Origin of the sequence: Streptomyces sp. SAI-170 (genome assembly GCF_049739565.1) — a bacterium.
Lineage (GTDB): Bacteria > Actinomycetota > Actinomycetes > Streptomycetales > Streptomycetaceae > Streptomyces.
This window is the reverse complement of record NZ_JBMGQD010000001.1, coordinates 7,807,685-7,833,683: the sequence shown is the minus strand read 5'-3', so window position 1 is coordinate 7,833,683 and position 25,999 is coordinate 7,807,685. Positions and strand designations below refer to the sequence as shown.

Annotated in this window: 24 protein-coding genes and 1 pseudogene; 5 read left to right on the top strand and 20 right to left on the bottom strand. The window is 72.9% G+C overall.

Translation table 11 applies throughout. From position 1 onward, the window contains the following. Nucleotides 1-37: 37 nt before the first annotated feature. From RKD23_RS35170 to RKD23_RS35140, 7 genes and pseudogenes are all read right to left on the bottom strand, one after another. Entirely contained in the window at nt 38-2,797 is a 2,760-nt protein-coding gene (locus RKD23_RS35170) for a hypothetical protein (protein WP_424857395.1), read from the bottom strand. Beyond that, nucleotides 2,794-3,906, bottom strand: a complete 1,113-nt coding sequence (locus RKD23_RS35165; protein ID WP_424857394.1) for an ATP-binding protein — start codon at nt 3,904-3,906, stop codon at nt 2,794-2,796. The genes RKD23_RS35170 and RKD23_RS35165 overlap by 4 nt, the downstream gene beginning before the upstream one ends. Nucleotides 3,907-3,930: 24 nt before the next feature. Then, the gene (locus tag RKD23_RS35160) at nt 3,931-5,388 is read right to left on the bottom strand and encodes a vWA domain-containing protein (protein ID WP_424857393.1); all 1,458 of its coding nucleotides are present in this window, start codon (nt 5,386-5,388) and stop codon (nt 3,931-3,933) included. Continuing rightward, nucleotides 5,385-6,827 (bottom strand): hypothetical protein, encoded by a 1,443-nt coding sequence (locus tag RKD23_RS35155; protein ID WP_424858405.1) that lies wholly within the window; start codon nt 6,825-6,827, stop codon nt 5,385-5,387. The genes RKD23_RS35160 and RKD23_RS35155 overlap by 4 nt, the downstream gene beginning before the upstream one ends. Then, nucleotides 6,801-7,298 (bottom strand): annotated as a pseudogene (locus RKD23_RS35150) (hypothetical protein); the annotation flags it as partial. The gene RKD23_RS35155 and the pseudogene RKD23_RS35150, both read right to left, overlap by 27 nt. A gap of 236 nt (nt 7,299-7,534) precedes the next feature. After that, complete coding sequence (locus RKD23_RS35145) at nt 7,535-8,239, bottom strand: type 1 glutamine amidotransferase domain-containing protein (protein WP_424857392.1); 705 nt, start codon at nt 8,237-8,239, stop codon at nt 7,535-7,537. Nucleotides 8,240-8,404: 165 nt separating this feature from the next. After that, nucleotides 8,405-9,337: a LysR family transcriptional regulator gene (locus RKD23_RS35140; protein ID WP_424857390.1), complete on the bottom strand. Its 933-nt coding sequence runs from the start codon at nt 9,335-9,337 to the stop codon at nt 8,405-8,407. 135 nt (nt 9,338-9,472) lie between these two features. Between RKD23_RS35140 and RKD23_RS35135 the strand changes: the two genes are divergently transcribed. Further along, nucleotides 9,473-9,895, top strand: coding sequence for a GlcG/HbpS family heme-binding protein (locus tag RKD23_RS35135; protein ID WP_424857389.1), 423 nt, complete (start codon nt 9,473-9,475; stop codon nt 9,893-9,895). 133 nt (nt 9,896-10,028) lie between these two features. Further along, complete coding sequence (locus RKD23_RS35130; RefSeq protein WP_424857388.1) at nt 10,029-10,760, top strand: carbonic anhydrase; 732 nt, start codon at nt 10,029-10,031, stop codon at nt 10,758-10,760. Nucleotides 10,761-10,764: 4 nt separating this feature from the next. Here the strand turns inward: RKD23_RS35130 and RKD23_RS35125 are convergent, their stop codons facing one another. From RKD23_RS35125 to RKD23_RS35100, 6 genes are all read right to left on the bottom strand, one after another. Further along, a complete protein-coding gene (locus RKD23_RS35125; protein ID WP_424857387.1) occupies nt 10,765-11,220 on the bottom strand; it encodes an SRPBCC domain-containing protein in 456 nt (151 codons plus the stop codon). 99 nt (nt 11,221-11,319) lie between these two features. Then, nucleotides 11,320-11,772, bottom strand: coding sequence for a flavodoxin family protein (locus tag RKD23_RS35120; RefSeq protein WP_424857386.1), 453 nt, complete (start codon nt 11,770-11,772; stop codon nt 11,320-11,322). A 91-nt stretch (nt 11,773-11,863) separates the two neighbouring features. Continuing rightward, nucleotides 11,864-12,637, bottom strand: coding sequence for an SGNH/GDSL hydrolase family protein (locus RKD23_RS35115; RefSeq protein WP_424857385.1), 774 nt, complete (start codon nt 12,635-12,637; stop codon nt 11,864-11,866). Nucleotides 12,638-12,731: 94 nt separating this feature from the next. Next, nucleotides 12,732-14,225 (bottom strand): tripartite tricarboxylate transporter permease, encoded by a 1,494-nt coding sequence (locus RKD23_RS35110; protein WP_424857384.1) that lies wholly within the window; start codon nt 14,223-14,225, stop codon nt 12,732-12,734. Nucleotide 14,226: 1 nt separating this feature from the next. After that, a complete protein-coding gene (locus tag RKD23_RS35105; protein WP_424857383.1) occupies nt 14,227-14,760 on the bottom strand; it encodes a tripartite tricarboxylate transporter TctB family protein in 534 nt (177 codons plus the stop codon). Further along, nucleotides 14,757-15,740 carry a Bug family tripartite tricarboxylate transporter substrate binding protein gene (locus tag RKD23_RS35100; RefSeq protein WP_424857382.1) on the bottom strand — a complete coding sequence of 328 codons (984 nt, stop codon included), beginning with the start codon at nt 15,738-15,740 and terminating at the stop codon, nt 14,757-14,759. Before RKD23_RS35100 ends, RKD23_RS35105 begins: the two co-directional genes overlap by 4 nt. A gap of 237 nt (nt 15,741-15,977) precedes the next feature. Between RKD23_RS35100 and RKD23_RS35095 the strand changes: the two genes are divergently transcribed. After that, entirely contained in the window at nt 15,978-16,667 is a 690-nt protein-coding gene (locus RKD23_RS35095) for a response regulator (RefSeq protein ID WP_424857381.1), read from the top strand. Here the strand turns inward: RKD23_RS35095 and RKD23_RS35090 are convergent. Genes RKD23_RS35090 through RKD23_RS35065 form a run of 6 tightly spaced genes read right to left on the bottom strand, consistent with a single transcriptional unit; the run spans nt 16,649 to nt 22,861 of the window. Continuing rightward, nucleotides 16,649-17,509 carry an STM4011 family radical SAM protein gene (locus RKD23_RS35090; RefSeq protein WP_424857380.1) on the bottom strand — a complete coding sequence of 287 codons (861 nt, stop codon included), beginning with the start codon at nt 17,507-17,509 and terminating at the stop codon, nt 16,649-16,651. The genes RKD23_RS35095 and RKD23_RS35090 overlap by 19 nt on opposite strands. A 10-nt stretch (nt 17,510-17,519) precedes the next feature. Continuing rightward, nucleotides 17,520-18,848, bottom strand: a complete 1,329-nt coding sequence (locus RKD23_RS35085; protein ID WP_424857379.1) for an STM4012 family radical SAM protein — start codon at nt 18,846-18,848, stop codon at nt 17,520-17,522. Continuing rightward, entirely contained in the window at nt 18,845-19,657 is an 813-nt protein-coding gene (locus RKD23_RS35080; protein WP_424858404.1) for an STM4013/SEN3800 family hydrolase, read from the bottom strand. Before RKD23_RS35080 ends, RKD23_RS35085 begins: the two co-directional genes overlap by 4 nt. A gap of 31 nt (nt 19,658-19,688) precedes the next feature. Continuing rightward, entirely contained in the window at nt 19,689-20,963 is a 1,275-nt protein-coding gene (locus RKD23_RS35075) for an STM4014 family protein (protein ID WP_424857378.1), read from the bottom strand. Beyond that, the gene (locus RKD23_RS35070) at nt 20,944-21,894 is read right to left on the bottom strand and encodes an STM4015 family protein (RefSeq protein ID WP_424857377.1); all 951 of its coding nucleotides are present in this window, start codon (nt 21,892-21,894) and stop codon (nt 20,944-20,946) included. Before RKD23_RS35070 ends, RKD23_RS35075 begins: the two co-directional genes overlap by 20 nt. A 7-nt stretch (nt 21,895-21,901) precedes the next feature. Beyond that, nucleotides 21,902-22,861, bottom strand: a complete 960-nt coding sequence (locus RKD23_RS35065) for an STM4015 family protein (protein ID WP_424857376.1) — start codon at nt 22,859-22,861, stop codon at nt 21,902-21,904. A 171-nt stretch (nt 22,862-23,032) separates the two neighbouring features. On the opposite strand from RKD23_RS35065, the gene RKD23_RS35060 reads away from it, so the two are divergent. Further along, on the top strand, nt 23,033-23,359 hold the full coding sequence (locus tag RKD23_RS35060; protein ID WP_424857375.1) for a hypothetical protein: 327 nt from the start codon (nt 23,033-23,035) through the stop codon (nt 23,357-23,359). Nucleotides 23,360-23,450: 91 nt separating this feature from the next. Beyond that, nucleotides 23,451-24,524: a DUF6745 domain-containing protein gene (locus RKD23_RS35055; protein WP_424857374.1), complete on the top strand. Its 1,074-nt coding sequence runs from the start codon at nt 23,451-23,453 to the stop codon at nt 24,522-24,524. A gap of 16 nt (nt 24,525-24,540) precedes the next feature. Here RKD23_RS35055 and RKD23_RS35050 read toward each other — a convergent pair whose 3' ends face one another. Beyond that, nucleotides 24,541-25,830, bottom strand: coding sequence for a phytase (locus tag RKD23_RS35050; protein ID WP_424857373.1), 1,290 nt, complete (start codon nt 25,828-25,830; stop codon nt 24,541-24,543). Nucleotides 25,831-25,999 lie beyond the last annotated feature (169 nt).

Below are 25,999 nucleotides of genomic sequence, written 5' to 3'. Positions count from 1 at the left end.
GCACCGAGTATGCCGGGCCGGGGGCCGGTGGGATCGGTCAGGGTCGTCCGGCCAGCAGCGCCTCCAGCTCGGTCGCCGTCCGCGGGTGGCGGTCGAGCAGGGCCACGCCCCTCGGGGCCGCCGTCTCCCAGGTCCCCTCGCAGCCGAGCAGTCCGGCGAGGGCGTCGCAGGTCGCGGGGTGGGCCGCGAGGAGCGCCACGCCGCCCGTCCGGAGCCTCTGCGACGCGGGGGCCTGCTGCGCCTCCGTCCGCCACGGCGGCACCCAGGTGTCCAGGGCCTCCAGGCGTCCGGGGTAGATCCGCCCGGCCTCGCGTATGAGCAGCGGGGCGAGGTCGGCGCCGCCCGACCGCAGGGTGGTGATCAGGGTCGGCAGCCAGGGCAGCAGCACCGGGTCGGGAAGCTCGGCGAAGGCGCTGGAGACGGCTTCCACGACGAAGTCGGTGAGCTGCGGCACCGGCTCCAGGGCGTGCAGGAACCCGCTGAGGTAGCGCGGGTAGGCGGGCACGACCAGGGGGTTGCCCAGCAGCTCGGCACAGCGGGCGCGCAGTTCGGCGCGGGAGAGCCGGCCCAGGTGGGTCTGGGCCGCCCACAGCAGGGCTGTGCGGTCCGGTTCCTGTGGGTGCGACTGGGCGACGGCCAGCTCGAGCTGGGTGCGGTCGCAGCCGAGAGACAGCGCCAGGCTCTCCATGCTGAACAGGAAGCCGAGCATGGCCGCGACCTGGCGGACGGTGGCGTCCTCGTCGGTGAACGCCGTCGGCAGCAGCGTGCAGTAGTGGGCGTAGCCGGTCTTGACGAAGGCCTCGATCCAGCCGGGCAGGGTCGGCTCGCTGGTGCGGTAGTACGCCAGCAGTCTGCGCACCCGGCGCAGCACCTCGGGCGCGCCGTCGACGCTGCGCTCGGCCGCCAGCACCTCCAGGGCGCGGGTGCCGAGTTCGTCCGCGAGGCGGCGGCTGCGCAGATGGAGGACGGCGTCCTCGACGGCCTGGAGCACGGTCGCGGTGGTGGCCTTGGGGTCGTAGGCCGTGCGACGCAGGCGCTGCTCCAGGACCTGCTCGATGCTGACGCCCTCGTAGCCGAGCTCGATGAGGGCCCGCTGGTGGGTGCCGAGGGCGAGGTCCCAGGACTCCTGGATGGGTCTCTCGCCGAGCCGCCGTTCGCCCATGATCGGGCGGGCGGCGCCGTGCGGCATCAGGTACTTCAGCATCCACAGCACGTCGGAGCACTTCTCCAGCTCCGGCTGCGAGGCGATGTCGAGCAGGGCCCGCTGGACGCCGCGCTGCTGGAGCTTGAGGTTCAGCGGGGCGAGCCGGTCGTGGACGTCCCGGGCGAGGGGCGGCAGGGCGTCGTAGCCGACCTGGCCGACGCGGTCGCCGCCCATCATGATCTCGACGAGCCTGCGGACGTCGCGCCGCCCGGGCACGCTGTCCTTCTCGATGCAGGTGACGGCCGCGTCCTGGAAGTCGTACGGCGTCGGCTTGGCCCGGTCGCGCATCCCGGCCAGCAGGATGGACGTCTCGAAGACGGCGATGGCGTCGGCGGTCGAGGCGAGGTAGCCGTTGCGGCGGGCGGCGCGCACGATCTCCACCGACCAGCCGAGGAGTTCGGCCTCGTCGAGGGAGTCGAGCACGGGCGGGCGTTGCAGGAAGCCGGTCAGCCGGTCGGCGGGCGGGGTGTCCGGCACCGGGGCGGGAGGCGTGGCCTTCGCCTGCTTCTTCGTCCCCGCCTGCCCGGCCAGGCGGTACGGCTTCACGCGGGTGCGCTTGAGGTTCTTCGCCCACTCGGTGGCCGCGATGGACACCGAGCCGGCGGCGAGGCCGAACTGGGCCTCGATCGCCGCGTGGCTGGACGGGATCAGTCCGTACTGCCAGGTGGTGCCGGTGCGCGGGCCGATCTCGAAGGTGTCGCTGCCGTGGACACCGAACTCCTCGACCCGGCTGGCCGCGTGGAACGCGCCGCAGACGTAGAGGCAGTCGGCGGGGTCGGTGCCGGTGGCGGCGAGGTGCTCGCGCATCCGGGTCCACATGTAGCGCTCGCGGTCCTCGTCGATCCGGACCCGCCGGGTGTCACCGGGTGCGAGGCGGCGGAAGAGGCTTCCGATGAGGAACATCACCTGCCGGTAGGTGTCGTGGTCGCTGTCGCCGAGGGGCAGCTCGACGTACTGGTGCCACCACTCCGACCAGTGCCGCACCTTGCCGTGCCGCAGCAGATGCTCCTCCAGTTCGGCGAACCGGGGTCGGAGGTCGCCGATCTCCACGCCGACGGCGTCGCCGTGCAGCGCGGCCTCCTCCTCGGCCGGGGTGTCCGCTTCGGCCGTGTCCTCCTCGGGCTCGCGCCACTGGAAGACATGGTCGGAGGAGCGGTCGACCAGGACGAGTTCGACGCCCGGCGTGTCCAGCGCGTAGGCGATGGCCTGGTACTCGGCGGAGGCCTCGGTGACGGGGGCGACGACCGACAGCGGCGCCCAGTCGGCGGGGAAGCCGTCGATGTCGCTGGCGAAGGCCTGCACCGCCACCGGCAGCCGGCAGTTGCGCAGCTCGGTGAGCAGCGGGGCCATGTCCTCGCACAGCTCCAGGTAGACCACCTTGGGCTGCTTCTCGCGCAGCCGGCGGGCCATGGCGAGGGCGGAGGCGGGCGAGTGGTGGCAGACGGGGAAGATCTCCAGGGGTTCGCGGACCGCCCGGTCGACGTCGTCGACCATGCCCAGGAGGATGCCCTCCAGGGCGCGCGGGCCGTCGGCGAACGTCTTGGCGGCCTCTTCGAGTTGGGCGCGCAGCCCGGTGAAGGTGGCTTCGCTCATGACAGGGTCGCGATCGCGTCGCGGCCGCCCTCGAGGAACTCCGGCCAGGAGCCGCCCTCTTCCTTGCTGCGCGGCTCGATCACGCCGTGCAGGTACTTGTTGAGGATGGCGAGGTCCTCGGGCTCGCGCCGGGCGAGGGAGCCGACGAGGGAGGAGGCGAGGGTGTGGGCGGTGAGGGTGCGCTCGCCGAAGAAGTTGCTGTGCAGGATGGCGTCCTCGAGGACGCCGATCTGTTCTGCGGTGGACAGGGCGGACTCCAGCTTCTCGTCGTCGCTGCCGGCCGCCGCGGCGGAGGCGCGCAGGTCGGCGAAGCTCTGCAGCAGCACGTCCAGCAGGGTGGGCGGCACGTCCAGTTCGATCTGGTGGCGGCGCAGCAGTTCCTCGGTGCGGAAGCGGACGATCTCCGCCTCGGCCTTCTTGTTGCCGACCACGGGGATGCGGACGAAGTTGAAACGGCGCTTCAGCGCGGACGACAGGTCGTTGACGCCCCGGTCGCGGCTGTTGGCGGTGGCGATGATCGAGAAGCCGGGCTTGGCGAACACGATGTTGTCGCTGTCGAGTTCGGGCACGGAGATGTACTTCTCGGACAGGATCGAGATGAGCGCGTCCTGGACGTCGCTGGTGGAGCGGGTGAGCTCCTCGAAGCGGCCGATGGCGCCGCCCTCCATGGCGGTCATGATCGGGGAGGGGATCATCGACTCGCGGGACTGGCCCTTGGCGATGACCATGGACACGTTCCACGAGTACTTGATGTGGTCCTCGGTGGTGCCCGCGGTGCCCTGCACCACCAGTGTGGAGTTACGGCAGATCGCGGCGGCGAGCAGTTCCGCGAGCCAGCTCTTGCCGGTGCCGGGGTCCCCGATGAGCAGCAGGCCCCGGTCGGAGGCGAGGGTGACGATGGACCGCTCGACGAAGCTGCGGTCACCGAACCACTTCTGCGGGATCTCGCGGTCCAGGCCGTCGGCGCGTTCGGAGCCGAGGATGAACAGGCGGACCATCTTCGGCGACAGCCGCCAGGAGAACGGCTTGGGGTTGTCGTCGATCGACTCCAGCCAGTCCAGCTCCTCGGCGTACTTGATCTCGGCGGGGGCGCGCAGCAGGTCGGACATGTCGTAGGCCTTTCTCGGAAGGTGTCAGGCGAGGAACGTCTTGAGCTCGTGGACGAGCTTGCGTATGTGTCCGGAGATCACCGGGGTGCCCTGGTCCTTGAACCGCTCGCGGAACCAGGGGTTGACGCTGCCGCGGCCGGAGCTGGTCACCGAGCCGACGGGGATGAACTTCACGCCCGAGCGGTGCAGGGCGGACATGGACGCGAAGAGCTGCTCGCCGCGCCACTCGTAGAAGTCGGAGATCCACACCACGACGGTGTTGCGCGATTCGGCGACCTTCGGCTGGGCGAGGGCCATGGCGACCGTGCCGTCGGTGCCGCCGCCGAGCTGGGTGCGCAGCAGCGTCTCGAACGGGTCGTGCACCCAGGGCGTGAGGTCGAGCGCCTGCGTGTCGTAGGCGATGAGGTGGACGTCGACCTTGGGCAGTCCGGCGAAGATGGACGCCAGGATGGTGCAGTTGACCATCGAGTCGACCATCGAGCCCGACTGGTCGACGACCACGATCAGCCGCTGAGGTGTCGTCCTGCGCGCGGTGTGCCGGTAGTAGAGGCGGTCGACGTAGAGCCGCTCCTCCTCGGGGCTCCAGTTGGTGAGGTTCTTCCAGATGGTGCGGTCGAGGTCGAGGTTGCGGAAGACCCGCTTGGGCGGCACGGAGCGGTCCAGGGCGCCGACGGTGCTCTTCTCGACCTGGGTGCGCAGGACTTGGGCGACCTCGTCGACGAAGCGCCGGATCAGCGCCTTGGCGTTGGCGAGGGCGACGCCGGAGAGGTTGTTCTTGTCGCGCAGCAGCTGTTCGATCAGCGACATGCTCGGGGTGAGCTTCGCGGCGAGCTGCGGGTCGGCGAGGACCTCGCGCAGGTGCATGCGCTTGACCAGGTCGGCCTCGATGGCGCCGAGTTCGGGGCCGGTCTCGGGGATCAGCCGGCTCAGGTCGGGGGTGTGGCGGTTGTCTCCGGTGCCGGTGGGGCTGACACCCGCTCCGGCGCCACCGCTCACGCCAGGTCCCTGTGCCGCGGCTCGGCCGCCCCGCAGTTCGCCGGGCTTGCAGCCGAGGGCGCGCTCCAGCCAGGCGGCGTCCGACTGCCAGCGGGAGAGTTGGCCGGCGGTGACGGTGCCGGAGCCCTGGGCGAAGACGTTCAGCAGCACCTTCGACACCAGGGCCGCGCGGCGCACCTCGGCGGCGCGGTCCCGGTCCTCGTCCCCGTCCTCGGGGACCATCAGGCCGTCGAACTCGGCGGCCAGTTCGGGGTGGCGCTGCACGAGGGAGTCGACCGAGGTCTGCGGGTCGAGCAGCGCGGCCGGCAGGCCGATGTCCTCGACGACGGCGAGGCTCGCGGACTCCAGGGCCGGCTGCTCCTCCTGGTCGAAGAGGCGGGCGAGGAGCCGCCAGTAGAGGGCTTGGCGGCGGTTGACGTCGGAGTCGGAAGCGGTGGCTTCCCGTGTGGGTTCGGAAGCGGTGGCTTCCCGTGTGGGTTCGGTCATTTCCGCAGCAGCCTTCCGGCGCGCTCGCGCAGCACCTTGACGGCGTCGGTGGCGGCCTTCTCGGCCTTGACGCCGGCCTTGTCGGTGGTGCCGCCGGCCCAGGCACCGGCGTGCAGGGCGACGGTCTTCTTGCGTACGGTCGTCTCGACGGCGAGCGGCTGCACGGTGAACGTCCCGGCGTCCCAGCGCAGCAGTGCGACGCAGGCGCTGGAGGCGGCGACGGACTCGGGGGTGAGCGGTCCGGCGGTCGGGATGCGGTCGGTGTCGACGGCGAGCGGCCCCGAGGGCAGGTCGAACACGGTGGTGTCGCCGTCCTGGCGGGTGGCGTAGCCCTCCAGGAAGACGGGGACGGCGAGGCCTGCCGGGTGCCGGTCCAGGGGTGCGGCGGCCGGGAGGGTCGCGGAGGAAAGGGCCACGCGGGCGGTGGCGAACGCGTCGGCCGGCTCGCCGGGGCGCGCCTGCTCCTCGTTCCAGATCAGGTCGCCCTCGGCGGTGACCGGCATGCCGTCGAGCTCCATGGCGCGGCCCTCGCCGACGGCCGCGAGCAGCGACATATGGGGCCGCAGCAGCTGCCAGACGCCCGCCTCGACGACGGTGTCCGGCTTGGGCACGGAGACGGAGGCGCGCACCAGGCGGGGCGTTCCCCCGTCGGCGGGTTCCAGGACCGCGTGCACCTGCGCCTGTACTGCGGTGGCGTGTTCGTGCAGGTCGACGCCGAGAGGCAGCAGGCGTCCGGTGGCGGTGCCGGAGGCGGGCGCGTCGATGGCGCCGGGCACGGTGAGCAGCAGGGCGCGCGCCCACAGGTCGCCCCAGCGGCGTGCCGGGATGTGCTCGAGGGCGGTGCCGGGGCAGGAGGCGGCGAGTTCGGCGGCGAGGCCGTCGAGAAGGGTGGCCAGGCGGCGCAGCGAGGTGTCCGGGAGCATCGCGGAGACGATCTGGGCCGCCCCGGAGACGAGGTCGTGGTCGATGCCCTGCCAGCCGGTGCGGGCCAGGTCGGCGAGCCAGGACCGGGCGGCCACCAGGAGGTTGGGCGCCTGGCCCGCACCCGGTGCGGACGGGCCGTCGGCGTGCTGCGGGGTGCGGCCGGTCAGCTCCGCGATGCGCGCGGCCAGTGCGTCGTGGGCGGAGCCCAGCAGGGCGGTGCGGGCGGCGGCGAGCGCGAGGAGGTGGTCCTCGCTCGCGGCTCCGGCGGCCGCCTTGTCGGCCGCCTCCGCGACCCGGGCGGCCAGCGGCGTGCCCGCGAGGGCGTCGGCGAGCGCGGTCAGATCGGCGGCGCGGTCGGGGCGGGGCCTGAGCAGGCCCTCGCTCAGCGCGCGGTCGAAGGCGTCGACGGCCGCGAGAGCCTCGTCGAGCCCTGCGATCGGTTCGGCGAGGAGACCGGTGGCCACGCCCTGTACATCCGTCTCGACCTGGGACCGGGTCGGCGCGAACCACTGCATCTCCGGCAACGGCCCGGTGCCCGGGGCGAGTTCGAGGTAGGCGAGGTGGCGCAGGAAGCGGCTGAAGACGGGAGCCGCGGCGGCCTTGCCGTCGGCCGCCGCGGGGCGCGTGGCGCTCATGGCGGACGCGAGGGACACCGCGCCGGGCTCGTCGTCGGCGAGGTCCACGCGCAGATAGCGGGCGACGCGGTCACCGCCGTACTGGAGCACGGCCTCGTTGATCAGCGCCCGGATGTGGTTGCAGAACGAGCCGCGGGCGCCGCCGCAGGGGCGGTTGTTGTTGGTGCTGCACGCGAAGGCGTACGTCCCCGCGGCGACGGAGGACACGTAGACCCGCTCGATGTCCGAGCCGCTGGACACCACGCCCTGCAGTCGTCCGTCGGCCAGTTCGACGAACGGCACCTTGGCGAGCTTGCGCGGCCGGGCGGGGCGGACCACCCGGGCCGTGCTCGACTTCTCCCAGTCGGACAACGCATCATCTCCTTTGCAGCGCACGCCTCATGAGCACGCGAGATATCGCGTGCCGACACCTTCCGGCGGGAACACGAACGAACTTACCGGCGACCACTGACAACGCGATCTCCGAGCGCTGTCCGCCTCCCTCGCAAAGGCTCGCCGCAAGGCCTTTGACCAGCGGAAAAGCCAGTGGGCGAAGGACGTCTGACGACGCCTTCGCCCACGGGCTCGCTGGTGTGGACCTGTCCTGCTCAGCGGTCGGCGACCGCCTTGAGGACGGCCTGCGCGGTGGACGTGCTGGACTGCGGGTTCTGCCCGGTGACGAGGGTGCCGTCGGTGATGACGGTGTCGCTCCACGCGGGGCCCGTCTCGACGACGGCGCCGCGCTCGCGCAGCCGGCTCTCCACGAAGTACGGCGTGTTCTCGCCCAGTCCGCCCTGGCGCTCCTCCTCGTCGGTGAACGAGGTCAGGGAGCGGCCCGCGAAGGCGAAGCCGCCGTCGGCGGTACGGGCGCTCAGCAGTCCGGCGACGCCGTGGCACAGGGCCGCGACGACCTTGTCCTGCGCGGCGAACTCACCGAGCAGCCGCCCCAGATCGGCGTCCTGGGCGAGGTCGGCCATCGGCGCGTGACCTCCGGGGAGGTAGATCGCGTCGTAGTCGGCGGTGTGTACGTCGGCCAGCGCGAGCGGGGCGTCCAGCCGGTCGGCGATGCCGTCCAGGTAGGCGCGGTGACGCTCGGCCTCGGCCGGGGCGACTCCGCCGCGCTCGCTCAGGCTGAGGGCGTCCACCGTGGGGCGCACGCCGCCCGGCGTGGCGATCACGACGTCGACGCCGGCCGAGGTGAGGACCTGGTGGGAGGCGGCGACCTCCTCCGCCCAGTAACCGGTGGGGTGGGTGGAACCGTCGGCCAGCTCCAGGGTGTCGGCTCCGGAGAGGACCATCAGAATCTTCGACATCGACTTGCCTGTTCTTCCCGATCGAGGTGGCCGGGCCACCTGCTCCGCGGCGGTTCCGCGGTGTGCTGGACAACGCCAGAATCCATCAGGGATCATCCAGGCGCCCCCGCTCGGCTATAAGCATGCTTATAGCCGAGCGGGACCTCCGGGAACAGACACCGGCGGCTACAGACCGTTCCAGTCCCGCGCCGCCCGCTGGAGCCGGTCGCGCAGCGCGGCGAGCGCCGGTCCGACGGGGGCGCCCCGCCGGACGGCGAGGTAGAGGGTGTTCAGCGGGGCCGCCTCCGGGTGGTGCAGCTGGACGATGTCACCGGCGGCCAGGGCCGGGGCGGCGATGTAGCGCGGCAGGACGGAGACGCCCGCGCCCGCCACCACCGCGGCCAGCACAGCGCGCAGGTCGGGCACGACCATGGCCACCGGGTTGGCGGGCCGTCGGCCGAACTCGCTGCGCCAGTACCGGCGTACGATCGGCAGCTCGTCGGCGTAGGCGACCAGCGGCAGGTGCGCCAGGGCCGCCGGTGGGTCGGCGGCGAGCCGTTCGGCGTCGACGGTGTGGGCCAGTGCCGGAGCGGCGACCAGCAGGAACTCCTCGTCCACGAGCGGCATCGCGAGGACGCCGCCGTGGGCGGGCCGCACCGCGGAGACCACCAGGTCGAGGGCGCCGGACGCCAGCTGGGACAGCAGGTCGTCGGCGAGGCCGAGGGTCACCTGGACATGTACGCCGCGCCTGCCGAGGTCGGCCAGGACCGGCATCACCCGCAGGGTCATCAGTTCCGCCGCCCCGCCCACTCGTACGGTGCCGCCCAGCACCGGTTCGGCGCCCTCCGGTGCCAGGGCACCGCGCAGTCCGTCCACATGGACGCCGATCCGCGAGGCGAGAACGGCCGCTCGCTGCGTCGGAGTGACGCCCTTGTGCGTCCGCAGGAACAGCCGCTCGCCGACCTGCTCCTCCAGCCGGGCGAGCTGCCCGGTGACGGCCGGCTGGGTCACACCCAGCCGCTGGGCCGCCGCGGAGAGGGAACCCGCCCGGTAGATCTCCAGGAAGGTCAGCAACAGATCCAGACTCGGCGTACCGCCGCGCTTGTCGTACTCCACCACAGGCAGAAGCAAACCACTCACAGGCAGCGGCCCAGAACGCCAGGACACCTAGTGGCGTTTGCATGTATCCCGCGTGTGCAACTATTGTCTTCGCTTGTAAGCGCCGCACGCAATCAGCAATGGAGTCATCACCTCATGAGCACCACCACCGCTGTCACCCCGCTGACCACCGCCGACGCGGAGGCCCTCGTCTCCGCCGCCCGCCGGGCCGCCGAGGCGGCGGGGGTCGCGGTCAGCATCACCGTGCTGGACGCCGGCGGGCACCTGCTGGCCTTCCGCCGCGACGACCGGGCCGTCCTCATCTCCGGCGAGACCAGCACCCGCAAGGCCTACACCGCCCTGCAGCTCAACGCCCCGACCGCCGACCTCGTCGACGCGGTCAAGCCGGACGGCCCCTTCCACAGCCTGCCCACCGCCCTCGACCGGCCCCTGCTGTTCATCGCCGGCGGTATCCCCGTCCACCGGGACGGCCGCCTCATCGGCGCCCTCGGCGTGGGCGGCGGCGCCCCCGAGCAGGACCACTCCTTCGCGACCACGGCCCTGACCACCCTGGCCTGACCCGCTCACCGGCCGCCGCACCTACTCGCGGGTATTCCCGGGGAAACGATCCGCCCAAGAGCGGTTCAACCCCTGATCAGCATTCGGCAAGGAGAGACAAGCAGCCCCCGGGACCGTCGTACGTTCGTTCGTCGTGACGTCACATGCCGACTCCCCCGCCGCCCCTGTCCTTCCGCCCGCCCGGCGCGCGCTCCTGTGGGCCGGTCTGACCGGGGCCGCCGTCCTGGCGGCCGGGGCCGCGCCCGCGGTGGCCGCCGGGCCCGGGCCCGCGCAGCCGCGGCCCTCCACCCCCGCCGAGGCGCTGCGGGCACTGGCCGCGGGCAATCTGCGCTGGCAGACGTACCGGGAGCGGCATCCGGACGAGACGCCCGCGGTGCGCAGGGCGTTGACGACCGGTCAGCACCCGTTCGCGCTCGTGCTCGGCTGTGTGGACTCGCGGGTGCCGCCGGAGCTGGTGTTCGACCAGGGGCTCGGCGATCTGCTCACCGTGCGCTCGGCGGGCGAGGTGCTGGACGAGGCCGTGCTCGGCAGTGTGGCCTACGGGGTTCTGGAGCTGGCGATACCCCTGGTCGTGGTGCTGGGCCATCAGTCCTGCGGGGCGGTGCGCGCCGCCGTGGAGGCGGACCGGACCGGGGAGCCGCTGCCGGACCACATCCAGTACCTGGCGGACCAGATACGCCCGGCCGTCGATCACAGCGTGGACGGCGACGCGCGCATCGACGCCACGATCGACGCGCAGGTCCGGCTCGTACGGTCACGGCTCGCCGCTCAGCCCGACCTCGCGGAGAGGATCACGGCGGGCCGGCTCGCCGTGGTGGGCGCCCGGTACGAGCTGAGCAGCCAGCTGGTGCACCGGGTCGACTGAGCCGTCAGCCCTCGACCAGCGCGGCGAGCCTGGCGAGCGCCATGCGCGTGCCGGTCTCGTTGTCGGCGCGCGGCACCGCGTCCGGGACGCCCTCGTGCACCATGACGACCTCGGTCCCGCCCTCCTTGGCGGTGAGCGTGGTCGTCATGGTCATCGTGCCGCGCAGATCCGGATCGTCGGTCTCGAACGCGAGCTCCTCCACCACCAGCCGGTCCGGCACGAGCCGTACGAACCGCCCGTGGTAGGTGTCGGTGTGCGCGCCCGACTTGCCGACGGCGTCGGGCTGTTCGTACGTCAGCGACACCCGGAACGCGCCACCCTCCCGGGCGTCGAACGTGTGCACCCGGCTCGTCATGCCGTCCGGCACCCGCCAGCGGCCGACCGCGTCCGCGTCCAGCAGCGCCCGGTAGACGGCACCGGGCGACGCCTCGACGTACCGGGACATCCGCGTCGCGTACATGGGGCTCACACTAGACGCGCCCGCCCGGTCCCGCCGCCCAGCGCAGAAGGGTGACCTCGGCCTCCGCGCGGTCGGCGAGGGACGTCGGAGGTGAGGGGGTCAGTCCATCAGGCCCGCGGCCACGGTGGCGCCGAGTTCCCAGCACGCCTCGACGTCCGTCTTCGACGGCTCGCCGGTCACGGTCACCGCTTCCGCCGTGCGCCGCCAGCCGAGGCCCGTGGTGACGGCCTCGATGCCCCGCACGGCACCCGTGACGTCGTTGCCGCCGTGGACGTAGTAGCCGAAGGGGCGGCCGCGTGTCTCGTCGAGGCAGGGGTAGTACACCTGGTCGAAGAAATGCTTCAGCGCGCCGGACATGTAGCCCAGGTTCGCCGGCGTCCCCAGCAGGTAGGCATCGGCTTCGAGCACGTCGGAGACGGTGGCGGCCAGCGCCGCCCGGCGTACGACGGTGACTCCCTCGATCTCCGGCGCCGTGGCACCGGCGACGACGGCTTCGAACATCGCCTGGCAGTTGGGCGAGGGCGTGTGATGGACGATCAACAAGGTGGCCACGCCCGAACCCTGCCCCGCCGCCCTCTGTCGGCGCAAGCGCGGGGAGTCGTCGAGCGCGGCGAGGCCGTACGGCAGGGCGGGCATACGGCGTTCAGGCCGGCGTCACGGGCAGCAGCGCCGGCCGTTTCGCCGCGCGTCCGTCCCCCGAGGAGCGGCCCCGCAGCCGTCGGCCCAGCCAGGGGCCGAGGAAGGAGGCCGTCCAGCGCAGCTCGGTGCCGACCGTCCGCCACCCGGCGCGGACAGGTGCCGCCGGCGACAGCGGGTCGGCCCAGCGGGCGTCGCTGCCGGGCAGGTCCAGGGCGTGCGCCATCGCGGCGGCGATGCGGTCGTGGCCCAGCGGGCTCGCGTGCAGCCGGTCGGTGCTCCACAGACGCGGGTCGGCGACGACGGGCTGCTCGGCGGTGTCGGCGACGATGACGCCATGGCGCCGGGCGGCCTCGCGCACCCGGTCGTTGAGCGCCGTCACCCGCGGGCCGAGCCTTCGGGCGAGGGGGCTGATCCGTGCCGGGTCCGGGAAGGTCAGCGTGGCGACCCGGGCGCCCTGGGCGGTGAGCGCGGCGAACATCGCCTCCAGGTGCCCGGCGACCTCGTCCGCGTCGAAGCGGGGCCGCAGCAGGTCGTTGACCCCGGCGACGACGGTGGCCAGGTCCGGACGCAGGGCCAGGGCCGGGGCGAGCTGCTCGGCGCGGACCTGGCCGGCCAGACGGCCCCGGACGGCCAGGTTGGCGTAGAGGAGCCCGGGGCTGGTCCGGTCGAGCCGTTCGGCGAGGCGGTCGGCCCAGCCGCGCAGCCCCGTGACGTCGTCGCCGTCGCCCACGCCCTCGGTCTGGCTGTCCCCGAGGGCGACGTACCGCGTGCAGGTCATGGGTGCCGCCTTCCGCGTCCGTCCTCACTCCGCTTACCGCTTACCGCGAGCGAGCACCCATGCTACTCATAAAGTTGAGTAATCGAATCACCTACTACGTGCGGCGACGACGTGCGGCAACGACCCTCTTCCCCAGCGGCCACACCAGCACCACCGCGATCACCCCGTACACCGTGACCGCGAACGGCGTGTTCACCAGCCCCGAGACGCTCCCGTCGCTGATCTGGAGTGCCCGGCGCAGTTGTTGCTCGGCGTTCGGGCCGAGGATGACGCCGAGGACGGCGGGCAGGACGGGCAGGCCGTAGCGGCGCATGCCGAAGCCGATCAGGCCGATGACCAGGAGGATCACCAGGTCCACGACCTCGCCGCCGACGGCGTAGGCGCCGACCGCCGCGAAGAAGAGGATGCCCGCGTAGAGGTACGGGCGCGGGATGCGCAGCAGCTTCGCCCACAGCGGGGCCAGCGGGAGGTTGAGCGCGAGCAGCAGCACCATGCCGACGAAGAGGGAGGCGATCAGGCCCCAGACCAGGTCGGGCTCGCGCTCGAAGAGCAGGGGGCCGGGCTGGATGCCGTACTGCTGGAAGGCGGCCAGCATGACGGCGGCGACCGCCGTGGTCGGCAGGCCCAGGGTCAGCATCGACACCAAGGTGCCCGCCGCGGAGGCGGAGGCCGCCGACTCCGGTCCGGCCACGCCCTCGATGGCGCCCTTGCCCCACTCGTCCTTGTGCTTCGACAGGCGCTTCTCGGTCACGTACGACAGGAAGGTGGGGATCTCCGCGCCGCCCGCCGGGATCGCGCCGAACGGGAAGCCGATGAACGGACCGCGCAGCCAGGACTTCCAGGTGCGCCGCACGTCCTCGCGGCCGAGCCACGGCCGCCCCACCGGGATCGGCTCGGCCGGGCGGCGCTGGAGGTGGGCCGCCACCCACAGCGCCTCACCGATGGCGAACAGGCTCACCGCCACGATCACCACGTCGATGCCGTCGGCCAGTTGCAGCGAGCCGAAGGTCAGGCGCTGCTGGCCCGTCATCTGGTCCAGGCCGACCAGGCCGAGGGTGAGGCCGATGAACAGGGAGGCGAGGCCACGGATGCGGGAGGAGCCGAGGACGGAGGTCACGGCGATGAACGCCAGGACCATCAGGGCGAAGTAGTCGGGCGCGCCGATGTCGACCGCGAGGTCGGCGACCGTCGGTGCGAGCGCGACCAGCAGCAGCGTGCCGACCATGCCGCCCGCGAAGTGGCCGATGGCCGCGGCGGCGAGGGCCTGCGCGCCCCGCCCCGACTTCGCCATCGGATTGCCCTCCATCGCCGCGACCACGGCGGCGCTCTCGCCGGGCGTGTTGAGCAGGATGGAGGTCGTCGAACCGCCGAACATGGCGCCGTAGTAGATGCCGGCGAACATGATGAACGCGCCGATCGGGTCCAGTCCGTACGTCACCGGCAGCAGCAGCGCCACCGCCATCGCGGGGCCGATGCCGGGCAGGACACCGATCGCGGTGCCGAGGAGCACGCCGATCGCGGCCCAGAGCAGGTTCAGGGGGGTGAGCGCCGTGCCGAAGCCGTCGAGGAGGGAGTTCAGGGCGTTCATGTCACAGCACTCCCATCAGCGGGCCGCCGGGCAGCGGCACTCCGAGCAGCTTGTCGAAGACGGCGTAGGTGACCAGGGACAGCACGGCCGCGATCAACGGGTCCCGGTCGGTCCGGCGGCTGCCGAGGGCGTACGCCGCGCCCCAGAACAGCAGCGCGCCCGCGGCCGGGAAGCCGAGCGGCTCGATCAGCACGGCCGCGCCGAGGAACACCCCGGCCAGCAGCAGGACCGTGCGCCAGTCGGCGGGCTCGGACAGGTCGATGTCCTCGCCGCCCTCCGCCTGGCCGCGGCCACCGCGCAGCACGTCGAGCGCGAGCAGCGCGGCGATCACGAGCAGGCCCGCGCCGACGACGACCGGCACGGTCTTCGGGCCGACCGGACCGCGCTGGGCGATGTCCACGTCCATGGTCAGCGCATCGGTCAGGACCAGGACGCCGAGCGCCAGCAGCATGGCGCAGACGCCGAGTTCGGAGTGCTCGCGCCACCAGTTTCCGCCGGCGACGGCGGGGGGAGTGTCGGTGGTCTGTGTCGTCACAGTCCCAGCTCCTTCAGTACGGAGACCACGCGCTTGTCCTGGGCGTCCAGGAACGCGCCGAACCTCTCGCCGCTCAGGAAGGCGTCGTCCCAGCCGTTCCGCTTCAGGGACTGCTGCCACTGCGGCGAGGCGTGCAGCTCCTCGATCAGGCGGGTGAGCTTGTCGCGCTCGGCGTCGGACAGGCCGGGCGGGGCGACGATGCCGCGCCAGTTGGTGAACGTCACGTCGTAGCCGGACTCCTTCAGCGTGGGCGCGTCCAGCCCGGGGACGCGCTGGGGGCCGGTCACCGCGAGGAGGCGCAGCTCGCCGGCGCGGATCTGGTCGAGGTACTCGCCGACCCCGGAGACGCCGAAGGCGACCTTGTTGCCGAGGATCGAGGCGAGCAGCTCGCCGCCGCCGTCGAAGGGGATGTAGTTGACCTGCTTCGGGGAGATCCCGGCCGCCTGGGCCATCAGCATGGGCGCGAGATGGTCGGGGCCGCCCGGGGAGGAGCCGCCACCGACGGGGAGCTTGCCGGGGTTCGCCTTCCAGGCGTCGACGAGGTCGCCGATGGTGCGGTACGGGGAGTCCTTGGCGACCACCACGACGTCCTGCTCCTCGGTGAGCCGGGCGATGGGCGTGGTGTCGGCGAGGGTCTTGGGCGCGTGGTTGGAGCGGACGGCACCGACCACGCCGAGGCCCATCGACATCGCGAGCTTGCCGTTGCCGTGCTCGCTCACCAGCCGGGCCAGGCCCACCGTGCCGCCCGCGCCGGGCAGGTTGAACACCTCGATGCCGGGGGTCAGCCCGGCGTCCTCGGCGTTCTTGGCCGCCGTACGGGCCGTGATGTCGTAGCCGCCGCCGGGCGTGTTGGGGACCATGAAGCGCAGGCCCGGGATGCGGGTGCCCGACTCGGCACCGCTGCCGGCGGTCAACAGCGGTGGTCCCAGCAGGACGAGCAGGGCGGCCCCGAGCAGGGCCAGAGGGGTGCGAAGGCGCACGAGTGCCACCACCTGTCGGTGTCTTTACGGAAAGGGGGGATCCCGTGGGGGGCGTGATGTGGCCCACATGGTGCCCACGCCGTCGGCGGGTGTCTGCCTTGCGTCGGCAACGGAGGTTGTGGTCATTGCGGTCACCCGCGGGTGTGGCACGTCCCTTTCCTTCCCCGCAGGCCGGCGCCATGATGGGGCGGTCCGGCAGCGGAGGTGCCCGATGTCGTGCCGGTGGGAGGGACGACAGTGCAGCAGCAGGACATCGACGTCCTCGTGGTCGACGACGACTTCATGGTGGCGCGGGTGCACCGCGCCTATGTGGAGCGCGTCGGGCCGTTCCGGGTCGTTGGTTCGGCGGGCAACGGTGAGGAGGCCGTGGCCGCGGTCGACGCGCTGCGCCCGGACCTGGTGCTGCTCGACCTGTATCTGCCGGACGGATTCGGGCTCGACGTCATCCCGCGGCTGCGCACCGCCGGGCACGACTGCGACGTCATGGTCGTCAGCGCCGCGCGCGAGGCCGAGGCGGTGCGCGGCGCGGTGCGGCACGGCGTGGTCGACTACCTCCTCAAGCCGTTCGCGTTCGAGGACCTGCGGACACGCCTTGAGCGGTACGCCGCCCAGCGCGGGCGGCTGCTGACAGCCGTGGTGCGCAGCCAGGCCGACGTGGACCGCGTCCTGGCCGGGGCGCCGGCGGGGCCGGGGCCGGCCGCTGTCCTGCCCAAGGGGATGAGCGTCGAGACCGCCGGCCTGGTGGAGCGCGCCCTGCGCGGGGCCGACGGCACCCTGTCCGCCACCGAGTGCGCGGGGCTCACCGGTGTCTCCCGGGTCAGCGCCCGCCGTTACCTGGAGTACTTCCACAGCACCGGCAGCGCCGAGGTGTCCCTGCGCTACGGCGCTGCGGGGCGGCCGGAGCGGCGCTACAGCTGGCGGAGCTGAGCGCCCGCGGGTATCCGCTCGAGAACGCCGCCCGCGAACACGTCGTACAGCGGCAGCGTCTCCAGATGGACGTACCCGATGTGGCAGTCGCAGACCGCCAGCGGGCAGGGGCGCGGGCGCAGCGCCTCGCGGTACGAGCCGTCGTAGAGGTTGCCGAGTTCGGCGCGGACGAAGTGGCAGCGGCGGACCGTGCCGTCGCCGTCGACGGAGATCACCGACTCGCCCGTACGGCAGGGCAGGCCCGCGCTGGTGTGCGGGCGGCGGCTGTACGGGAAGAGGGGGTCCAGGTCGGTCCACGTCCCGGCCTCCACGTCGTCGTAGAGGTGTCCTTCGGCGGCGTTGACCCACAGATACACGTGCTCCGGCAGGTCGGCGCGCAGCCGGCGGGCGTGCTCCAGGTGCTCGGGCAGGCCGACCACGCCGACGCTGAACCGGACGCCCTGCCGCGCGAGTTCACGGCACTTGCCCCGGAAACGGTCGTACGGTGTCTGGCCCGGGTGGTAGGTGCACCACAGGGCGAGGGTGTCGCGGTCGGCGTCGGTGAGCCAGTCGGTGCGGCAGCTGAGGTTGGTCTGGATCGCCACCCGGCGGATGTGCGGGAGGTGGGACAGCTCGGTGAGGGCGCGCCGGTACCAGGAGCGGACCAGGCCCTCGCCCCAGGGCGTGAACAGCACCGACAGCCGGTCACCGGTCTGCCCGGCCGCCCAGTCGGCGAACCTTTCCAGGCAGGCCCGGTCGGTGCGCAACTGCTCCGGGCTGTCGCGCCGCTTGGCGAAGGGGCAGTACGGGCAGTCGTAGTCGCAGGAGGCCAGCGGGCCGCGGTAGAGGAGGGTCAGGTCCATCGCGGGCCGCTCACTTCCGCTCGTAGGCGGACATCGCCGCGCGGACGTCCGGGGAGAACAGCTCGGGTCCGATCGCGTCGGAGTGGGCCAGGCCCTCCGGGGTCAGCCGCAGTACGTCAGGGCTGTCCATCAGCCAGCCGCGCTCGGCGAACCGCTCGAGTTCGGCGCCGAAGTCGTCCCGGGGCGTACGGTCGAACCGCTCGCGGTAGTCGGCGATCCGGAATCCCTCCGCCTGGAGCAGCGACTGGAGCAGATGTCGGCGCCGGGACTCGTCCGCGTCCATCCGGCGGCCGTACTCCGCGTGCGCGAAGTCGGCGGCCGGGCGGGCGACGTAGTCGTCGATGATGCCGCGTATCTCGTGCATGCCGACCGCGTAGTCGAAGGAGTAGTGCAGTCCCGCCGTGTAGGAGCGGGCGCCGCAGCCCAGGCCGATCATGCCGTCGGTCTGGCAGGCGTAGTCGTCGGCGCCCTGGGGCGGGGCGTCGGCGCGGCGGAACATGCGCATGGACTGCTGGGTGTAGCCGTGGGCGAGGAGGTGGTCGCGGCCGAGGCGGTACAGCCGCAGGCGCTGCACGTCCCAGGCCGGGTCGTGCTCGCCCGCGCGGCGTCCGAGGCCGGTCAGCGGGCGGATGTACAGCGGGTAGAGGTACAGCTCCTCGGGCCGCCAGGTGAGGGCCGCGTCCAGGGACTTCAGCCAGCTGTCCTCGGTCTGGCCGTCGATGCCGTAGATCAGGTCGATGTTCAGGACGGGGATGCGGCTGTCGCGGACGCGGCCCAGCGCGGCCTCGACGTCGGCGCGGCGCTGGGGCCGTACGGCGGACCGGGCCTCGGTGTCGTCGAAGCTCTGCACGCCCAGGCTGAGCCGGGTGGTGCCGCGCTCGGCGAGGACGGTGAGCCGGTCGGCGGTGGCGGTGGCGGGCGACGCCTCCACGGACAGGGGTACGGCCCTGAGGTCGGCGCCCATGCACTGCTCGGCGATGTCGCACAGCCGCTCCAGCTCGGCGGCGGTGAGGAAGGTGGGGGTGCCGCCGCCGAAGGCCGCGGTCGCGAACCGCACGAGCTCGGTGTCGCCCAGCGCCTCCCGTACGGCCGTGGCCTGCCGGTCGAGGGCGTCGAGGTAGGCGCCGGTGAGGCCGTCGGGGGCGCCGATGCGGGTGAAGAGGTTGCAGAAGCCGCAGCGGATCTCGCAGAACGGGATGTGGAGGTAGAGGGAGAGGGCGTCCTTCGGCTCCGCCTCCCACTCCGTGCGCAGCAGGGGGCGGTCGGGCAGCTTCCGGTACGCGGTCTTGTGCGGGTAGGCGTAGACGTAGCTCTGGTAGGGGCGGACGGGTGCATTCATCGGGCGGCCCCTGCTTCCAGGAAGAAGTGGGCGTACGGCACCGTCCACACGGACTCGTGGCCGATGCGGTGGCCGGTGTAGCCGTCGTCGCCGTAGGCGGTGCCGTGGTCGGAGCAGACGATGGCGAAGGCGGGGCGTCTGCCGCTCACGGCCGTGAACAGGCGGCCGATGTGCCGGTCGACGTACTCCAGCGCGGCGGCGTGCGTCTCGCGCGAGTCGCCTGCCTCGCGGGTGGCGCCGGGCAGGTGGAACCAGTTGGGCTGGTGCAGCGCGGCCACGTTGACGAACAGGAACAGCCGCTGTTCGCGGGGCAGTCGGCGTACGACCTCCTCCGCGCGGGCGACCTGGGCCTCGAAGGAGGTGGGCGAGGCGACCCCGAACTCCGGCTCCCAGTGGGACTCCTGGAACAGTCCGGGCAGCACCGAGCCGAGCGGGCCCTGCTTGTTGAAGAAGCCGACACCGCCGATGCAGACCGTGCGGTAGCCGTCCTCGGCGAGGGCGGAGACGAAGTCGGGGGTGTCGTGGACGTACGTCCGCTCGGCCATGGTCTCGCTGCCCGCGAAGCTCGCGGCGAACAGGCGCGGGTGTCGGCCGGGGGCGGCTGGGGTGGGCAGGAAGCCGGCGAACATCGCCTGGTGCGAGGCGTAGGTGAAGCTGCCGGGGGCGTGCCGCTTCTCCCAGCGTCCGCCCGGCAGATGCCGGGCCAGGTTCGGGATGCGGCCCGCCGCGGCGAGTTCGACGGCGACGTCGTACCGCAGGGTGTCGAGGGTGACCAGGAGCAGGTCGTGGCTGCCGACGATCGCGTTCATGTCGAGCGCGTTCTCGGCCTCTGGCGTGCTGTCAGGCGCCGGCATGGGCGGGTTCCGTTCTGTGCGGGTGGTGCGGTGCGCGGCCGGGCGCGAGGCCGTGCGGGTGGTGCGGAGTGCTGCCGTGCGGGTGGTGTGGTGCGCGGTCCTGCGGGTGGTTCGGTGCGCGGTCCTGCGGGTGGTTCGGTGTCCGGTTGCTCGCAAGGCCGCCCGGACGGGCGAGGGCGGCCACCTGCGCGGCATACGTGTCGAGGCCCTCCGCACCGCTGCCGGGCAGGCCGGTGAGACGGGGCAGCAGGTCGCCGAATGCGTTGACCTCGCCGACCGCGACCCGGCGCCAGCCGACGGCGGGCAGCAGGTCGACGCCCACGCACAGGGTGCGCGGGAAGCAGGCCGCGGCCCGCTCGCACACCTCCAGCAGGTCGGCCCACCGGGCTCCGGCCGCCTCGACGGCCTGCCGAGCGAGGTCGAGGTCGCCTCGGCTGCCGCCGAGGTGGAGGTTCGTCATGGGCGAGACGCTGGTGCGCACCACCGCATGGGTGGCGCGGCCGTCGATCACCACGACCCTGAGGTCGGCGGCGCGGCCCCGCTGGGAGGCCTTGGGCAGCCAGCGCTCCAGGTGCAGTCCGTCGGGGGCGAGCGCGTCGACGATCGCCGCGATGTCCCGCTCGCTGTCGTAGCGGCGCACCTTCAGGGAGTTGAAGAGGGCGCCCGGCGGGGCGAGTTCGACGGAGGTGGTGGCTCTGATCCGGCCTCCTGCGGCCGACTCGACGGCCAGGACGCCGGACGCGGACGAGCCGTGCGCGAGCTTCACGAACAGCCGCGGCATACGGTGCTCGCGCATCAGGGCCCGTACGTCGTCCCAGCCGCGCACCTGCGCGCCCGCCGGGCCGGACGTGGGCGAGAACGGCACCGGAACGCCGGCCGTGTGCAACACGCCGTGACAGCGGCGCTTGTCGAACAGCACGGCCAGCTCGTCCGGGTCGTCGAGCCGGACGCCGCCGCGCAGGCCGCGCACGGCCGCGGTGAAGGCCGCGTACCAGCGGGCCGACCCCTCGACCCGGGTGGGGTCGTCGGTGCCGCGCAACAGCCGGTCCACGTCCGCGTTCTCGCCGGGCGAGTCGAGGCGTACGGTCTCGTCCGGACCGAAGTCGGCACCGCCGTCGTGCAGCACCTGCGCCCAGGGCACGACCCGGGGCGCGGGCAGCCCCGCCGCCCGCACCGCGTCGGCGAACAGGGTGACGCGGCGGTTCTCGGGGTTGCCGACGACGGCGAGGCGCGCGGGGACGTTACTCGCCGACGGCGACATAGCGGTTCTCCGAGTCGTACCGGGCGTCGACCGCGGCCAGGGAGAGGCGTACGCCGTGCGGTTCCAGGGCCGCGCGCAGGCGGTCGGTGAGCTCCTCGCCCATGTAGTGGTGGTCGAGGTCGAGCGAGCGCAGGTGGGTGAGCGGCTGCCCGGCCAGCAGCGCGGCACCGCCGTCGTCGCCGAGCGTGCCCATGCTCAGGTTCAGGGACTCCAGCGCCGCGACCACCGGGGCGGAGGACAGCGCGACGGCTATCTCGTCCTGGATGTCGCTGTTCTGCAGGCCCAGATGGCGCAGTTCGGGGCACCGGCCGAGCATGGCCAGCAGCGGGCCGATGTCCTCGGGGGTGCACTCGCCGCCGTACCAGGAGGTGCCGAGCCACAGCTCGAGCCACTCCAGCGCGGGGAACTCGCAGGCGCCGAGCGCCCGTACGGGTGCGGCGGGCAGTCCCCCGGACTCGACCCACAGGTCGCGCAGGCCCTCGTGGCGCAGGGGCTCGATCGCCAGGTGCTCGCCGCCGCGTACGCCGAGTTCGCGCAGGCCGGGCCAGGCGCGCAGCAGCCGGGTGACCTCGCCCTGGACGATCCAGGACAGCTCGGTCTCCTCGGACTCCACGTCGGCCACGAACACGCCGCGCAGGTTGGGCAGGCGGCGGGCGTCGGACGCGATCAGTTCCAGCACGGGGTCGACGCTGGACGCGTCCCAGTCCTCCCACCAGGGCCCGATGACGAGTGCGGTGACGTCCTCGGCGCGCACCTGGTCCAGGAAGCGGCCCCAGATCGGCTCGAAGGCGTACTCGCACTCGGTGCTCAGCCGCCAGGCGACGGAGGCGGCGTCGGGCAACGCCCGGGCGTCGTGCTCCTCGTCGGCCGGGAAGGTGTGGACCGGCAGGTCGTGGAAGTCCTGGAGATGCGACGGGTAGTAGCTCGGCACGGCGTCCTCACTCCCCCACCGATACGAAGCGCCAGACCGTGCCGTCCTCGTCCTCGTCCTGGTCGGCGTCGTCCGGGTCGAGGTCCAGGGCCACGCCGGCGGGTTCGAGGGTCTCGCGCAGGCGCTGCCGGACGGGCTCGCTGAGGTAGTTGTGGTGCAGGTCCAGGGACTTGAGGTGGGTGAGCGGCTGGCCGCCGAGCAGTGCGGCGGCGCCGTCGTCGGTCAGCACGCCCATGGACAGGTCGAGTGTCTCGAGGCGGGCGACCACGGGTGCGGAGGCGACCGCCGCGGCGATCTCGTCCTGGATCTCGCTGTTGCGCAGGGCGAGATGGCGCAGCCTCGGCAGGCGGGTGCCGGACAGCAGCGGCTCCAGGTCGGACACCTCGGCGTCGGCCCCGTACTCGGAGGTGCCGAGCCACAGGTCCAGGTGCTCCAGCGCGGGCAGGTCGCTCGCGGCGACGCCGCGCACGAATCCGACGGGCAGACCGCCGGTCTCCGCGGTCAGCCTGCGCAGCCGCTCATGGCGTACGGCGCTGAGAGCGAGCCCGGAACCGCCGCGCACCCCGAACTCCTCCAGCTCCGGGAAACCGGTCAGCAGGTCGGTGACGTCGCTCTGGTTGATCCAGGAGATCTCGCACTCCTCCATGACCATGTCGCCGAGGAACAGCGCCCGCAGGGCGGGCAGCCGGTCACGGGCGGCCGACAGCGCGGCGACCACGCCGGAGGAGTCCGTGTCGTACGCCTCCGACCAGGCGCCGACGATCAGGGCGCGGACCCGTGTGGTGTCGACCTGGGAGCAGAACCGGGCGAAGGCCGCCTCCCACTCCTCGTCGGCGTCGTACACATCGCTCGTGACCCGCCAGGCGACGGCGTCTGCCGCGGGCAGGCTCGTCTCCTTCTCGCCCGGGCCCGGGAACGTGAACGCGGGCAGGCCGTACAGCTCCTGCAAGTGGTCGCCGATGGTCATGCGCGCTGCTCCTGACGTGTGGGTTCCGCGATCCGTGAGATGCCAGCAGTTGTATCAACCGGCACTGACATCGACGGTCGCGGGGCCGCTCGCCGGGGGCCGTTGTCAGTGGTGGCTCGTACTGTCGATCTCGTGGCCGGTGCGCCGTGCACCGGCGGGGAGGGGTGAGCCATGTACCGGCAAGGAGACGTGCTGATCGTGCCCGTGGCGAAGGAGGCGGTGCCGCCACATGTGGAACGGGCGCCGCGGGAGCCGCGGGACGGTCGGGGGCGGTTGGTGCTGGCCCTGGGCGAGGTGACCGGGCATGCCCATGCGGTCGTCGGGCCGGGCGAACTGATCAGAGAACCCGGGCCGTTCGGGCCGATGGTGCTGCATCTGCCGGAGGGCGGACGGGTGGTCCACGAGGAGCACGCGGCGATCGTGCTGCCCAAGGGCTGGTTCCGGGTGGTCCGGCAGCGGGAGTACGTACCGGGGTCGGTGCGGATCGTGGCGGACTGAGGCTGCCCCGGATGACGACGGGGGTTGAGTGGAACGGCTCGTGGAGGTGCGGGAGATGACGACGGGGGCGGGGACGATGAGGACAGGGACGATGGACGCGGTCGCGACGGACGAGGACGGGGCCGGCGCACCTGACGTGAACGCGGATGCGAATGCGCATGCTGATGCGGTACGACCGTGGCGGCAGTGGGCCGCGGCAGCGGTTCCGGCCGATCGCGCCGAGGCCGAGGCGGGCGTCCGGCTGGCCTATCGGCGGGCGGGGCTCGCCGAGCCGGAGCGGATCGTGTGGGCCGCCTCGCCTCGCGAGGGCGTCGAGGTGGTGCGCGGGCTGACGGACGCCGGGCCGAGTGTGCGGGAGGCGGTGCGGACGGGTCCCTGGGCCCACGAACGCGCCCGGATGCTCGCGGAGTTGGGTCCGGCGGGCTGGTCGGCCCACTGGTCGGCGACCGGCGAGCGGCTGTGGAACGTCACGCAGGCGCTGGTGGACCGCGTCCGCCGGGGCGTGCTGGAGGAACTGGCCGGTGGCGACCGCCGGCTGGAGGCGGAGACCCGGCTGATCCTGCTGGACGCGGTGCTGGGGCAGCACGACGCGCCGTGGCTCGCCGCGTTGCCCACCGACCGGGCCCCGCTGGACGGGCTCGCGCGGGTGTGCCGCAGCGCCGGCTGGTGGTGGCCGTCGGCGAAGGTGGCGGTGGTGTGCGAACGGCCCGTCGCCCTGCACCGGGACGAGGCGGGCCGCCTCGACCGCGGGGACGGCCCGGCGCTCGCCTTCCCCGACGGGTTCGCCCTGTACGCCTGGCGGGGCATGCCGGTGCCGGCGGCCTTCCTGGACGAGCTGAGCACGCTGACGCCCGAGCGGATCCGCGACGAGGAGAACGCCGAGCTGCGCCGCGTGATGCTGGAGCACTACGGCTACGAGCGCTACCTGGAGGACTCCGGTGCCCGCCCGGTCCACCAGGACGAGACGGGCACCCTGTGGCGGATCACGCTGGTCGGCGACGAGCCGGTGGTGATGGTGGAGGTCGTCAACTCCACGCCGGAGCCGGACGGCACGCACCGCACGTACTGGCTGCGCGTGCCGCCGACGACGATGACGGCGAGAGAGGGCGTCGCCTGGACGTTCGGCCTCGACGTCAACGCCTACGCTCCGCTGCGGGAGACCTGAGCGGCTCCCCCGCGGGTCAGTCGTCGATGACGTCCCTGACGTCGCCCAGGTCGACGAACTTGAAGCCGGTGCTCTCCCGGTCGCCGTCGGCCGGGGTCTCCTGGCCGTCCTGGACGACGAGGAGGCCGTCGGGGTAGCGGCTGCCGAGCGGGGCGTTGAGGACGGCGGCGCCGTCGCAGACCTCGGAGCCGTCGAGGGTGGCCGACGCGGCGCCGATGCGGAAGCCCGCCTCGTACTCGTTGTCCTCGTCGGTCTCGCGGTCGTAGGCCGCGAAGGTGTTGTCGCCCTGGCTGGAGGCGAGCAGATAGCCGTCGCCGTCCGACTCGGTGAGGAGGGTCAGGCCCTCGACGTCGGCGGTGAGGTGCTCGCCGCCGTAGCCGGGGTCGGCGCCGGGCGTGCACTCCTCCGTCTCCTCGTCGTAGGTGCCGGGGACGCCGTACTCGCGGACCTTGTCGACGAGTTCGGGGCGGCCGGTCAGGTCGGCGCGCAGGCGCCAGATGCCGACGTCCTCCTGTCCGGCGTACAGGGTGCCGTCGGCGGGGTCGACGACCATGCCCTCGACCTGCGGGCGCTCGTCGGGCTCGCCGCAGGGGGACCAGGAGGTGCCGTCGGGCAGGCGGAAGGAGGAGGGCAGGTCCAGGGTGCGGACGGTGCGGTAGCCGACGGTTCCGCCGGGGCCGGCGGTGAGTTCCAGGAGGGCGAGCCGGGTCTCGTTGCGGCGGCTGACCAGGGCGTAGGACCTGCCGGTGGCCTTGTCGGTCCAGGTGGCCAGGCCGTAGGCGGTGCGCTGGTCGTTGATCTCGGACTGGTCGGCGGAGAAGACGGGGCGTGCGGCCGGGTCGGTGACGTCGGTGAGGGGGCCGCCGGGGCGGTCGCGGTCGATGCGGTAGATCCGCAGCCGGTCGTTGCCGCGGTCGCTGACGACGGCCAGGTCGGCGCGGCCACCGGACAGGCGCATGCCCTGCACCAGGTCGACGTTGTTGAAGCGGCCGGGGGCGTCGTCCTCGCCGGGGCCGGCCGGGGCCGGTATCGACTGGACCTCGTGCGCGTCGAGGTCGTAGACACGCAGGCCGCCCTCCTTGGCGGTGGCGATGACCAGGCTGCGGCCCGGGGCGGCGGCGTTGCGCCAGATGGCCGGGTCGTCGGCGTTGGCGTTGCCGCCGGCCTCGTCGTCGTAGAGGGCGGAGGTCTCGGCGCGCGGGTGCACGAGGGGCAGGGAGGCGGCCTCGGCCGGCACGGTGGTGGCCGCGGCCAGCACCACTCCCAGCAGGTAGGTGGCAACCCGCAGCGTCTGACGCGTCGTCACAGTCGGTCCTTTCCAGGCATGTTCTCGGACGGCTCGACCTTGTCCGGGAGCGGCTGACGGGTGGGGACGGTTCTTCGACGGGGCTGTGAACGGCAGGGTAACGCTGAGGGTGTGTCCGGTGGGCCGGACAATGCGATTGCGGACGGAGCGATGGACGTGGTGAAGATCC